This is a genomic window from Ferrovibrio sp. (assembly GCF_035304305.1).
Taxonomy (GTDB): domain Bacteria; phylum Pseudomonadota; class Alphaproteobacteria; order Ferrovibrionales; family Ferrovibrionaceae; genus Ferrovibrio.
This window is the reverse complement of sequence record NZ_DATGQG010000044.1, coordinates 36,677-49,441: the sequence shown is the minus strand read 5'-3', so window position 1 is coordinate 49,441 and position 12,765 is coordinate 36,677. Positions and strand designations below refer to the sequence as shown.

The window sequence follows — 12,765 nt, the reverse complement described above, 5'->3', positions numbered from 1 at the left end:
TATGCCGGCGATCAGGGTTTCCTGCTGTTGAAGGTCGCGACCGAGATCGTCAGCCGCACCTACCTGGTCATCGGCTTTTCCGCCCTGTTCGGCCTGACCCTGCTGGGCCTGACCTCGACGGACGGCGCGCTGCGGCGGCTGGGCGGCAAGCGCTGGCAGATGCTGCACCGGATCGTCTACGGCCTCGCCGTGCTGGCCCTGATTCACTACCTGCTGCAGAGCAAGCGCGACATGACCACGCCGCTGCTGCATTTCGGCCTGCTGGCCTGGCTGCTCGGCTACCGGGTCGCCTATGCGCTCGACCGCATGGAACGGCCCTGGCAGGCGGTGGCGCTCGCGGTGTTTGCGGGTCTCGCGACGGTGGTCATCGAGGCCGGCTGGTATGCCGGCTTCACGCAGATCCCGGTGGATCGCGTGCTGGAGGCGAATCTGCAATTCGCCTTCCGGATCTCGCCATCCTGGTGGGTATTCGGCACCGGCCTGGCCATCGCGGTGCTGGCCTGGCTGCGGCAGCCGGGGCGGCGCCTCGCGATGGCGGGGTGAAAGTTTACTGGAAGACGATCTTCGGCCCACGGTTCGCCGCGGCCTCGCGATCGACCTTTTCGGCCACCTTCGCCGCGATGGCGCGATAGGCCTTCGCTTCCTCGCTGTCGGGCTGCGAGGCCACGATCGGCGTTCCGCCATCGGAGGTTTCGCGGATCGCGATGTTCAGCGGCAGCTCGCCGAGGAAATCGCAGCCCAGTTCGGCGGCGGTCTTGCGGGCGCCGCCATGGGCGAAGATCTCGCTGCGGTGGCCGCAATTGGGGCAGCAGAAGTAGCTCATGTTCTCCACGATACCGAGAACGGGCACGTCGACGCGGCGGAACATGTTTAGTCCCTTGCGGGCATCCAGCAGCGCGATGTCCTGCGGGGTGGAGACGATCACGGCGCCGGCCAGCGGCACGCGCTGCGCCATGGTGAGCTGCGCATCGCCAGTGCCGGGCGGCATGTCGACGACCAGAATGTCGAGCTCGCCCCAGTTCACGTCGCGCAGCATCTGTTCCAGCGCGCTCATCACCATCGGCCCGCGCCAGATCATCGGCGTGTCTTCCGGCACCAGGAAGCCCATGGACATGCAGGGAATGCCCCAGCCCTGCAGCGGGTGCAGCCGTTTGCCGTCGGGCGAATGGGGCTTGCCGGTGATTCCCATCATGCGCGGCAGCGAGGGGCCGTAGATGTCGGCGTCCAGCAGGCCGATCCTGCGTCCTGTCTGCGCCAGTGCCAGCGCGAGATTCACCGCGGTGGTGGATTTTCCGACCCCGCCCTTGCCCGAAGCGACGGCGATGATCGCCTTGATGCCTGGGATGGCCGGCCGCTCGCCGACCGGCCCGTCGCCGCCGCGCCGGGCGCCCGGATGTGCCGCTCGCCCGGCATGGGCATGGCCGCGATCCGTCGCCGGCGGTGCCGCCTTGCCCTGGGTTTCGGCCGTCAGCACCACGGTGGCCGAGGTCACGCCGGGTAGGCGGGTGACGGCTTCCTCGCAGGCCTTGCGGAGGGGCTCCTTGGCGGCACCCTGTTTCGGGTCGACCTCGATCGCGAATCCGACATTGCCGCCCTTGATGACGAGTCCCGACACCATGCCGGCGTCGACCACATTCCTGCCATGATCGGCATCTACGACTTGCCGCAGCGCCTCGAGGATCTGCGCTTCCGTTACCCCGGTCATGCTTGAATTCCCTGCAATTGTTCCAATATTGTCGGCATCACGCCGGGCGGCGCGCGGCTCGCACCAACTGTTCGATAATCCTGTTGCGGATATATCGCAGGGGGCCGGGCCGGGCAATTCGCCCCTGTTCTTGACCGGGCAGGCGTTCGTTACCGGACAGGCGTTTCACAGGAGAGGCGTGCGGCAGAATAGCCCGGATCGCAGGCATCCGGGGCAAACAGCCATAATCCTCGGCAAAAAAGGACTTTAGGATGCCCTGGAGCAATCAAGGTGGGGGATGGCAAGGCGGCGGCGGTGGTCGCGGTCCTTGGGGGGGCAAAGGCGGCGGCCCGGGTGGTTCGGGTGGCGGCTTCGGCGGGGGACCCACTCCGCCAAATCTCGAAGAAATTCTGCGGCGCGGCCAGGACCGCTTCCGCAACATGCTGCCGGGTGGAAACGTCTCCGGCCGCGGCCTCGGCCTGCTGGTGCTTGTCGCAGTGGCGATCTGGCTGGGCACCGGCTTCTACCGTGTCGACACCGATGAACAGGGCGTAGTGCTGCGCTTCGGCAAGGTGCATGCCGTTACCGAGCCGGGCCTGCGCTACCGGCTGCCCTGGCCGATCGACACCGTCCTGACGCCGAGGGTCACAAGCATCAACCGCGAGGAAATCGGTTTCCGTACGCTGGGTGATACCGCCGGCCGCACCGGCCAGCAGCGCGACGTGCCGGAAGAAAGCCTGATGCTGACAGGCGACGAGAACATCGTCGACATCGACTTCACCGTACTGTGGCAGGTGCGCGATGCCGGCCAGTATCTGTTCAATGTCGTCAATCCCTCGCAGACCATCAAGCAGGTGGCGGAAAGCGCCATCCGTGAGGTCGTCGGCAAGAACAACATTCAGTTCATCCTCACCGACGGCCGCACCAAGGTGGCCGACGATACCCGCCAGCTGATCCAGCAGATTCTCGACAGCTACAATGCCGGCGTGCTGATCACGCAGGTCGCATTACAGCGCACCGAGCCGCCGGCTTCGGTGATCGACGCCTTCCGTGACGTGCAGGCGGCCCAGGCCGACCGCGAGCGCGCGCAGAACGAGGCGGAAGGCTACCGTAACGACATCATCCCGCGCGCCCGCGGTGAAGCGCAGCGCATCGTGCAGCAGGCCGAAGCCTACAAGCAGGAGACCGTCGCCAATGCCCAGGGTGAGGCGAGCCGCTTCATCCAGGTCTACGACGAATGGCGGCAGGCCAAGGACGTGACCAGCAAACGCCTCTATCTCGAAACCATGGAGCAGATCCTGCGCGGGACCAACAAGGTCGTGATCGACAGCCAGGCCGGCAGCGGCGTGGTGCCCTATCTCCCGTTACCCGAACTGCAGAAGCAGCGACAGAATTCGTCGCAGCAACAGCAGCCGCAGCGCTGAGGAGGGCCCGCCATGAACCGTTCTCTCCTCACCATCATTGCCGTCCTCGTCGTCATCGGCGGTTTCGTCCTCAAGGGCTCGCTGTTCACCGTGCATCAGGCGCAGCAGGCGCTGGTCGTGCAGTTCGGCGATCCGCAGCGGGTCATCATGGAGCCGGGTCTGAACTTCAAGATCCCGCTGATCCAGGACGTGATCTATTTCGACAAGCGGATCCTCGGCCTCGACGCCCAGTCGGAAGAGGTGCTGACCACCGACCAGCGTCGCCTGGTGGTGGACAGCTTCGTCCGCTACCGCATCACCAATCCGCTGCTGTTCTACCAGACCGTCCGTAACGAGCATGGCCTGCGTGGCCGCCTCGCGCCGTCGGTCGCCAACGCCCTGCGCGGCGCCTTCGGCAAGCTGGACGCGGTCTCGATCATCTCGGGCGACCGGCCCTCGGCCATGCAGCAGGTCTTCGCCGCCCTGCAGGACAACGCCCAGCGGCTGGGCATCGAGATCGTCGACGTGCGCGTGAAGCGTGCCGACTTCCCGGATGCGATCAGCCAGGCGATTTTCCGCCGTATGCAGACCGAGCGTCAGCGCGAGGCCAACGAGCAGCGCGCGACCGGCGCCGAGCTGGCCGAGAAGATCCGTGCCGAGGCCGACCGCCAGCGCACCGTGCTGCTGGCCGAGGCCCGCCGCCGAGCGGAGATCCTGCGCGGTGAGGGTGATGCCGAACGGACCCGGATTTTCGCCAATGCCGCCAACCGGGACCCGGAATTCTATGCCTTCTACCGGTCGCTGCAGGCCTACTCCAAGGCGCTGCAGCAGAGCGACACGACCATGATCCTGTCGCCGGATTCCGAATTCTTCCGGTATTTCGAGAATGTGCCGGGCGGAACCGCGCCACGGAACGCGCGCCAGTAGCGGTAGTTGTTGAGGCTGCCCTGTCGGCAGCCTGGAGGTTGGGACCATGAATGCGATCCTGCATCGGCGTCTGATCCGTGCCTGTGCCGCCACGGCCGGCATGCTGTTCGTCGTGCTGCTCGGCGCCGCGGCGCAGGCCAGGCCGCCCGAAGGCGATTTCGCCGATCTGGCGGAACGGCTGCTGCCGGCGGTGGTGAACATCTCCACCACCCAGAGCATCCAGAACCGCGGCCTGCCGGAGGGAATGCCGCAGTTTCCGCCGGGCTCGCCGTTCGAGGACTTCTTCAAGGAGTTTTTCGACCGGCAGCAGCGCGGCGAGGGCAGCCGGCCGCGGCAGGTTTCCTCGCTCGGCTCGGGCTTCATCGTCGATGCGCGCGGCTATGTCGTGACCAACAACCACGTCATCGCCGAAGCCGACCAGGTGAAGGTGATCCTGCACGACAAGACCGAGCTGGATGCCAGGATCGTCGGCCGCGACCCGGAGGTCGACATCGCCGTGCTCAAGGTCGAGCCGAAGAAGCCGCTCACCGCGGTCGAATGGGGCGATTCCGACAAGCTGCGGGTCGGCGAGTGGACGCTGGCGATCGGCAATCCCTTCGGCCTCGGCGGTACGGTGACCGCCGGCATCATCTCGGCGCGCGGCCGCGACATCAATGCCGGCCGCTATGACGATTTCCTGCAGACCGACGCCTCGATCAACAAGGGCAATTCCGGCGGCCCGCTGTTCAACAAGGCCGGCGAGGTCATCGGCATTAACACCGCGATCTTCTCGCAGACCGGCGGCTCGATCGGCATCGGCTTTGCCGTGCCGGCCAACCTGGCCCGCCCGGTGGTGCAGCAGCTGATCGAATTCGGCCGTACCAAGCGCGGCTGGCTGGGCGTGCAGATCCAGTCGGTCACCGAGGAAATGGTCGAGGCGCTGGGCCTGGATGCCGCCCGCGGCGCCCTGGTCGCCAAGGTGGTTCCGGGCGGTCCGGCCGAGAAGGCCGGCATCGAATCCGGCGACGTGATCGTGTCGCTGGACGGCAAGCCGATTGCCAGCACCAACGCCCTGACCCGCAGCGTGGCCGAAACCCCGGTCGGCCGCACGGTGAATATCGAGATCATGCGCAAGGGCAAGAAGCGCACGGTGAAGGCGACCCTCGGCGAGCTGGAAACCGCACTGGCTTCGGCCCGGGCCGAGAATGGCGGCAAACCTGGTTCCGCCGACCGCCCCAAGGCAAGCCGGAACGAGACCGAGCTGGCCGAACTGGGACTGCGGGTCGCGCCGCTGACCAAGGAGCTGCGCCAGAAGCATGACATCAAGGAAGACGTCAGGGGCGTGGTGGTGACCGATGTCGAGCCCGATGGTCCGGCGGCGAAACGCGACGTTCGCGTCGGCGACGTGATCATCGAGGTGGCGCAGTCGGAGGTGCGCAATCCCGACGACATCACCGAGATGCTGAAGGCACTGAAGGACGCCAAGCGGAAGGTGGCGCTGCTGCAGATCCAGCGCGCCGGCGAGCCGCGCTTCGTACCGGTGCCCCTGCGCTCCTGAGCCGAATGGCAGATATGAAAAAGGCCGGCTGAACAGCCGGCCTTTTTGATTCCCGGTAACGGGCGGGATCAGCCGATCTCGGTCACGTTTTTCACGATCCGGCCAACCAGACCGTAGGTCACGGCGTCTTCGGCGCTGATCCAGAAGTCGCGGTCGGTATCCTTCTCGATCTTCTCGATCGGCTGGCCGGTCTCACGGGCGAAGATCTCGTTGAGGCGCCGGCGCATGCGGATGATCTCCTTGGCCTGGATCGCCACGTCCGAGGCCGGGCCCATGGCGCCGCCGGCCGGCTGGTGCAGCAGGAAGCGGGTGTTGGGCAGCGCGAAGCGGTTCTCCTTCTTCGCCGCCACGTAGATCAGCGCGCCCGCCGAAGCGACCCAGCCGGTGCCGACGACGCGGACTTCCGGCTTCACGTACTTGATCATGTCGTAGATCGTGTCGCCCGACTCGACATGGCCGCCCTGGCTGTTGATGTAGATGGTGATCGGGTCGTCGCCGGCATACTGAAGGGCGAGCAGGCGGGCCGAGACGTCCTTGGCCACCTTCTGGTCGATGCCGCCGTAGATCAGGATGGTGCGGCCCTTGAACAGCCGTTCCTCGATGCCGGGCGATTTCTCGCGGACCTTCTCGCCTTCATTGGCGTCGGGCTTGTCGTCCTCGTCCAGGCGCATCGTGGCACGGAGGTCGCTCGGGTTCAGCATCGGGAAAGCTCCTTGAAACAGGCTGATTTTGTATCCCATGCAGGGCAGGGCGGTGCAAGGCTCAGGCCGCCGGGCGGCATCCCGGCTCTGGTCGGGCGGAATGGCTTGGGCTAGGCTCCCGGCCGATTTAGCACCCTTCCTGAGATGAGGTCGCCCATGCTGAAAGGCAAGTCCGCCATTGTCACCGGCTCCACCAGCGGCATCGGGCTCGGCATCGCCCGCGCACTTGCCGGCCAGGGCGTGAACGTCATGCTGAGCGGCTTCGGGGATGCCGCCGAGATCGAGAAGACGCGGGCCGCGCTGGCGGCCGATTTCGGCGTCAGGGCGGTCTATGACAATGCCGACATGGCCGATGGCGCCGCCGTGGCCGCCCATGTCAAAAAGGCCGAGGACGCCTTTGGTGGCGTCGACATCCTGGTCAACAATGCCGGCATCCAGTTCGTCTCGGCGGTCGACGAGTTTCCCGAGGCGAAATGGTCGGCGATCCAGAACATCATCCTGAACTCCACCTTCCACGCCACCAAGGCGGTGCTGCCCGGCATGAAGGCGCGCAACTGGGGACGCGTGGTCAATATCGTTTCCGCCCATGGCCTGGTCGCCTCGCCCTTCAAGTCGGCCTATGTCTCCGCCAAGCACGGCCAGATCGGCTTCACCAAGTCGGTCGCGCTGGAAGTGGCCGAAAACAACATCACCGTGAACGCGATCTGCCCCGGCTATGTCCGCACACCGCTGGTGGAGGGCCAGATCGAGGACCAGGCCAAGGTGCACAACATGCCGCGCGACAAGGTGATCCGCGAGGTAATCCTGGCCGCGCAGCCGAACAAGCGCTTCATCGAGATCGAGGAGGTCGCCGCACTGGCGCTCTATCTCTGCGGCGACATGGCGAAATCGATCACCGGCACGGCCATCGCGATCGATGGCGGCTGGACGGCGCGGTAATCACGTCGGGCTTGTCATGGCCTGTCCAGGCCATGACAGGGAAACTGCGGGACAGAGCAGAGCTACCCGCGCCCGGAAATTTCCTCGCGGCGGTAGCCCTGCGCATAGAGCAGGGCAGTCAGGTCGCCGTGGCGGATGTTGTAGCGGGCGGCTTCCTGCACCTTCGGCTTGGCATGGAAGGCGATGCCGAGGCCGGCCTCGCCGAGCATGTCGAGATCGTTGGCCCCGTCGCCCACCGCGATGCAGTCCTTCACGTCGATGCCGCGCTGCTGCGCCACGCGGCGCAGCGCTTCCAATTTGGCCTCGCGGCCCAGGATCGGCTCGCGCACCTCGCCCGAGATCTGGCCGTCGGCGATGATCAGGTGGTTGGCCTGGTGCTCGTCGAAACCGAGCTGCGCCGCCACCGGGCCGGTGTAGTAGTCGAAGCCGCCGGACACCAGCGCGCAGTAGACGCCGTGTTCCTTGAGGGTGCGCAGCAGAACCTGCGCGCCGTTCATCAGCCTGATCTTTTCAGCCGCCTTTTCCAGCAGCGCGGCCGGCTGGCCCTTCAGCAGCGCAACGCGCTCGCGCAGGGCGCCGCGGAAGTCGATTTCGCCGTTCATGGCCCGCCGCGTGATATCGGCCACCTGGTCGCCGATATCGGCCTCGAAGGCGATCTCGTCCAGCATCTCGTTGCGGATGATGGTGGATTCCATGTCGGCTATCAGCGCTTTCTTGCGCCGGTTCTCGGGGTTCAGCACCAGCACGTCGATCGGCGTGTTGCGCAGGGCGGTTTTCGCCGCCTTCACGGCTTCCGCCGGCGCCACGTCATCGAAGGGAATGTCGCAGGCGATGCCCTGATCGAGCCAGTCCACCGGGCCCACCCGGCCGCGCGACAGCGCCAGCGCATCGCGCACGGCATTGGTCTGCCGGGCGGTCAGCATCGCGTTATGGGGATCGGTGATCAGGGTCAGGATATGTTGCATGCATTTGTTCTAGGCCTGTAGAAAGGGGCGCGCAACCGCCGGTATCAGACACCATGCACAGTGAAACCGTTCCCCTGATCGTCGTGGCGGGGCCGACCGCCAGCGGCAAATCCGCTCTGGGGCTGGCGATCGCGCAGCATGTCGGCGGCACCATCATCAATGCCGACAGCATGCAGATCTACCGCGACCTGCGGATCCTCACCGCCCGGCCGAGCGATGACGAAATGACGCTGGTGCCGCATCGCCTCTACGGTGTGGTGGACGGCAGCGAGAAGGGCACGGCGGCCTTCTGGTGCCGACTGGCCCGCGAGGCGATCGCGGAGGCCGCCGCATCCGGCCGCGTCCCCATTCTGCTTGGCGGGACCGGGCTTTACCTGCGCGCCCTGCTGGAAGGACTGGTTGAGTTGCCGCCGATACCGGAGGCCGCGCGCGACGAGGCGCGGGCGAAACTTGCCGCCCTCGGGGCTCCCGGCCTGCATGCGGAATTATCGCGGCTCGACCCGGAGACGGCGGCGCGGCTGAAGCCGGGCGACCGCCAGCGGCTGGTCCGCGCCTATGAAGTGGTGGTCGGGACAGGCCGGGGATTGGAGGCCTGGTATCGCGAGGCGCCGCGGGACGCGCCGCTGCCCAATCCGGTCTTCCGCCTGCTGCTGCGCCCGGACCGGGCGGCGCTGTACCAGCGGATCGACCGGCGGTTCATGACGATGATCGCCGAGGGGGCGCTGGACGAGGTGCAGGCGGTGATGGCGCGGGGCGAACTGCCCGAGGAGGCGCCGATGCGAAAAGCCCATGGACTTCCTGAACTTATGCGACATCTGAAGGGCGAGATCAGCCTCGACGAGGCGATCCGGCTCGGCCAGCGCAATACCCGGCACTACGCCAAGCGCCAGACCACCTGGTTCCGGAACCAGTTCGAACCGGAACTGCTTGTGGAAAATGCCGTTTGGCAGCAAGAAAATTTCAACCTAGAGGCAGAAATCTTTCCGAAGATTGTGGAATACCTATTGACCGCCCGCCAAACCGGCGATTAGGTTGGCGCGTTTTTTCGCCCGGCGGCCCTTCGTCTGCCGGGCGACGTCATTCAGGAGAGTGCGTTATGTCCGGGAAGCAGCCCGCGCCGGAGCAGATGTCCGGCGCCGAACTGGTGATCAAGGCTCTGGTGGATCAGGGCGTTGAGGTCATTTTCGGTTATCCGGGCGGCGCCGTACTTCCCATTTACGACGCGCTGTTCAAGCAGAATGCCATCCGTCATGTGCTGGTCCGCCACGAGCAGGGCGCGGTGCATGCCGCCGAAGGCTATGCCCGCTCCACCGGCAAGCCGGGCGTCGTGCTGGTCACGTCGGGTCCCGGCGCGACCAATGCGGTCACCGGCCTGACCGACGCGCTGCTCGACTCGATTCCGGTGGTCTGCCTGACCGGCCAGGTTGCCACCCATCTGGTCGGCACCGATGCCTTCCAGGAATGCGACACCACCGGCATCACCCGGCCCTGCACCAAGCACAATTACCTGGTCAAGAATGTCGACGACCTCGCCCGCATCGTGCACGAGGCCTTCTATGTCGCCACCAACGGCCGTCCCGGTCCGGTGGTGATCGACCTGCCGAAGGATATCCAGGTTGCCCAGGGACCCTATACCGGTCCGACCAACGTCAAGCACAAGACCTATCGCCCCCGCGTGGAGGGCGATGAAGCGAAGATCAAGGAAGCCATTGCGCTGATGGCCGCGGCCGAGCGCCCGGTCTTCTATACCGGCGGCGGCATCATCAATGCCGGCCCGCGCGCCGCCGAACTGCTGCGCGAATTCGTCAAGCTGACCGGCTTCCCGATCACCAACACGCTGATGGGTCTCGGCGGCTATCCCGGCACGGACAAGCAGTTTCTCGGCATGCTGGGCATGCATGGCACCTGGGAAGCCAACCATGCGATGCATGACTGCGACGTGATGATCAATATCGGCGCGCGTTTCGACGACCGCATCACCGGCCGCCTGAACGCCTTCTCGCCGGGCTCGAAGAAAATCCATGTCGATATCGATCCGTCCTCGCACAACAAGACGGTGCATTGCGACATCAATATCGTCGGCGACGCCGCCACGGTGCTCGAGCAGATGATCGCGGCCTGGAAGCAGGGCGGCCACAAGCCGAAGCAGAAGGCGCTCGACAGGTGGTGGCAGCAGATTGACCAGTGGCGCGCCCGCGACTGTCTGAAATACAAGACCGATCCCAGGATCATCAAACCGCAGCAGGCGATCCAGCGCCTTTACGAACTGACCAAGGACCGCGACACCTTCATCACGACGGAAGTCGGCCAGCACCAGATGTGGGCGGCGCAGTTCTACAAGTTCGACAAGCCGAACCGCTGGATGACCTCGGGCGGCCTCGGCACCATGGGTTATGGCCTGCCGGCCGCCATTGGCGTGCAGCTGGGCCATCCCGGCAAGCTGGTGGTCGATATTGCCGGCGAGGCCTCGATCCTGATGAACATCCAGGAGCTTGGCACCGCGGCGCAGTTCCGCCTGCCGGTGAAGGTCTTCATCCTGAATAACGAGTATATGGGCATGGTGCGCCAGTGGCAGGAACTGCTGCATGGCGGTCGCTACAGCCAGAGCTATTCGGAATCGCTGCCCGATTTCGTCAAGCTGGCGGAAGCGTTCCACTGCAAGGGCCTGCGCTGCACCGATCCGGCCGATCTGGATGCCGTGATCAGGGAGATGATCGACCATGACGGGCCGGTCGTCGCCGATATCGCGGTCGACAAGGCGGAGAACTGTTTCCCGATGGTCCCGTCGGGCGCGGCCCATAACGAGATGATCCTGCCCGAAACGCTCGGCGGCGACGCCGCCGAGCCGAGCGTTTCCGAAGAGGGTATGGCGCTGGTCTGACGCCCGAACCTGTAAAAGAAAGTCCAGAGAAAATGCCTGCCCCGCAGCAGCCGATCGAATCCCACATCCTGTCCGTGCTGGTCGACAACGAACCGGGCATTCTCGCCCGCGTGGTCGGCCTGTTCTCGGGCCGCGGCTACAATATCGAAAGCCTGACCGTGGCCGAGGTGTCCGATGCCGCGCATCTGTCGCGCATCACCGTGGTCACCTCCGGTCCCGCCAACGTGATCGAGCAGATCAAGGCCCAGCTCGGCCGGCTCGTGCCGGTGCATTCCGTACACGATCTGACCGTGGAAGGTCCGCATATCGCCCGCGAACTGGCGCTGATCAAGGTGGCCGGTACCGGCGAGAAGCGCGTGGAATCCCTGCGGATCGCCGATATTTTCCGGGCACGGGCGGTGGATTCCACGATCGAATCCTTCGTTTTCGAGCTGACCGGCACGCCGGAGAAGATCACCGCCTTCATCGAACTGATGAAGCCGCTCGGCCTCGTGGACGTGTCGCGCACCGGCGTGGTGGCGATCAGCCGCGGGCCCAGGGCGATGTAATCCGGACGATGTACGTTCCGTCATTCTGATCCATAATCACAACGACGCTTCCGAGGAGATAAAAGATGCGCGTTTACTACGACCGCGATGCGGACCTGAACCTGATCAAGGGCAAGAAGGTCGTCATCGTCGGCTATGGCAGCCAGGGCCATGCCCATGCGATGAACCTGAAGGACAGCGGCGTGAAGGAAGTTGCCGTCGCGCTGCGCAAGGGGTCGGCCGGCGTGAAGAAGGCCGAGGAGGCCGGCTTCAAGGTGATGACGCCTGCCGAGGCCGCCAAGTGGGGCGATGTCGTCATGGTGCTGACGCCCGACGAGGGCCAGTCGGACCTGTGGAACAACGACCTGCGTGACAACATGAAGGAAGGCGCGGCGCTCGCCTTCGCCCACGGCCTGAACATCCATTTCAACCTGATCGAGCCGCGCAAGGACCTCGACGTGTTCATGATCGCGCCGAAGGGCCCCGGCCATACCGTGCGTTCGGAATACCTCAAGGGCGGCGGCGTCCCCTCGCTGGTTGCGGTGCACCAGAATGCCTCGGGCAATGCGCTGGAGATTGCGCTGTCCTACGCTTCCGCCATCGGCGGCGGCCGCGCCGGCATCATCGAGACCACCTTCCGCGAGGAATGCGAGACCGACCTTTTCGGCGAGCAGGTGGTGCTCTGCGGCGGTCTGGTCGAGCTGATCAAGGCGGGCTACGAGACGCTGGTCGAAGCCGGCTATGCGCCTGAGATGGCCTACTTCGAGTGCCTGCATGAAGTGAAGCTGATCGTCGACCTCATCTACGAGGGCGGCATCGCCAACATGAACTACTCTATTTCCAACACCGCCGAGTACGGCGAATACGTCACCGGCCCGCGCATCATCACTGCCGAGACCAAGGCCGAGATGAAGCGCGTGCTGGACGACATCCAGTCGGGCCGCTTCACCCGCAACTGGATGCTTGAGAACAAGGTCAACCAGACGTCGTTCAAGGCCACCCGGGCCCGTCTGGCCCAGCACCCGATCGAGGAAGTCGGCGCCAAGCTGCGCGCGATGATGCCCTGGATCGCCAAGAACAAGCTGGTCGACAAGGCCCGCAGCAACTAAGTCCAAAGGGACGTTGCGTCAGCGGCCGCCGGAGAAATCCGGCGGCCGTTTTCGTTTGTGCCGGGCCGCATCTGCCGTACACTCCGCGCAGC

General features: G+C 65.4%; 11 protein-coding genes and 1 pseudogene. 9 read left to right on the top strand and 3 right to left on the bottom strand.

Annotated elements, in window-relative coordinates:
- Positions 1 to 543: pseudogene (locus VKZ87_RS05555) on the top strand (sulfoxide reductase heme-binding subunit YedZ); the annotation flags it as partial.
- A 4-nt stretch (positions 544 to 547) separates the two neighbouring features.
- On the opposite strand, the gene apbC reads toward VKZ87_RS05555, so the two are convergent.
- A complete protein-coding gene (apbC, locus tag VKZ87_RS05550) occupies positions 548 to 1,705 on the bottom strand; it encodes an iron-sulfur cluster carrier protein ApbC (RefSeq protein ID WP_324220260.1) in 1,158 nt (385 codons plus the stop codon).
- A gap of 419 nt (positions 1,706 to 2,124) precedes the next feature.
- Between apbC and hflK the strand changes: the two genes are divergently transcribed.
- From hflK to VKZ87_RS05535, 3 genes are read left to right on the top strand one after another with little or no spacing between them, the layout of a single operon-like run.
- Positions 2,125 to 3,108: an FtsH protease activity modulator HflK gene (gene hflK / locus VKZ87_RS05545; RefSeq protein ID WP_324220259.1), complete on the top strand. Its 984-nt coding sequence runs from the start codon at positions 2,125 to 2,127 to the stop codon at positions 3,106 to 3,108.
- A 12-nt stretch (positions 3,109 to 3,120) separates the two neighbouring features.
- Positions 3,121 to 4,014: a protease modulator HflC gene (hflC, locus tag VKZ87_RS05540; protein ID WP_324220258.1), complete on the top strand. Its 894-nt coding sequence runs from the start codon at positions 3,121 to 3,123 to the stop codon at positions 4,012 to 4,014.
- Between the two features lie 46 nt (positions 4,015 to 4,060).
- Positions 4,061 to 5,551 (top strand): DegQ family serine endoprotease, encoded by a 1,491-nt coding sequence (locus tag VKZ87_RS05535; protein ID WP_324220257.1) that lies wholly within the window; start codon positions 4,061 to 4,063, stop codon positions 5,549 to 5,551.
- A gap of 68 nt (positions 5,552 to 5,619) precedes the next feature.
- Here the strand turns inward: VKZ87_RS05535 and VKZ87_RS05530 are convergent, their stop codons facing one another.
- A complete protein-coding gene (locus tag VKZ87_RS05530) occupies positions 5,620 to 6,252 on the bottom strand; it encodes an ATP-dependent Clp protease proteolytic subunit (RefSeq protein WP_324220256.1) in 633 nt (210 codons plus the stop codon).
- 156 nt (positions 6,253 to 6,408) lie between these two features.
- Between VKZ87_RS05530 and VKZ87_RS05525 the strand changes: the two genes are divergently transcribed.
- Entirely contained in the window at positions 6,409 to 7,191 is a 783-nt protein-coding gene (locus tag VKZ87_RS05525; RefSeq protein ID WP_324220255.1) for a 3-hydroxybutyrate dehydrogenase, read from the top strand.
- Positions 7,192 to 7,253: 62 nt separating this feature from the next.
- Here the strand turns inward: VKZ87_RS05525 and serB are convergent, their stop codons facing one another.
- Positions 7,254 to 8,156, bottom strand: coding sequence for a phosphoserine phosphatase SerB (gene serB, locus VKZ87_RS05520; RefSeq protein ID WP_324220254.1), 903 nt, complete (start codon positions 8,154 to 8,156; stop codon positions 7,254 to 7,256).
- Positions 8,157 to 8,209: 53 nt separating this feature from the next.
- Between serB and miaA the strand changes: the two genes are divergently transcribed.
- From miaA to ilvC, 4 genes are all read left to right on the top strand, one after another.
- Positions 8,210 to 9,187, top strand: a complete 978-nt coding sequence (miaA, locus tag VKZ87_RS05515; protein WP_324220253.1) for a tRNA (adenosine(37)-N6)-dimethylallyltransferase MiaA — start codon at positions 8,210 to 8,212, stop codon at positions 9,185 to 9,187.
- A gap of 65 nt (positions 9,188 to 9,252) precedes the next feature.
- Positions 9,253 to 11,037 (top strand): acetolactate synthase 3 large subunit, encoded by a 1,785-nt coding sequence (locus VKZ87_RS05510; RefSeq protein ID WP_324220252.1) that lies wholly within the window; start codon positions 9,253 to 9,255, stop codon positions 11,035 to 11,037.
- A gap of 32 nt (positions 11,038 to 11,069) precedes the next feature.
- The gene (gene ilvN / locus VKZ87_RS05505) at positions 11,070 to 11,585 is read left to right on the top strand and encodes an acetolactate synthase small subunit (protein ID WP_324220251.1); all 516 of its coding nucleotides are present in this window, start codon (positions 11,070 to 11,072) and stop codon (positions 11,583 to 11,585) included.
- Between the two features lie 65 nt (positions 11,586 to 11,650).
- Positions 11,651 to 12,673, top strand: coding sequence for a ketol-acid reductoisomerase (ilvC, locus tag VKZ87_RS05500; protein ID WP_324220250.1), 1,023 nt, complete (start codon positions 11,651 to 11,653; stop codon positions 12,671 to 12,673).
- Positions 12,674 to 12,765: the final 92 nt, after the last annotated feature.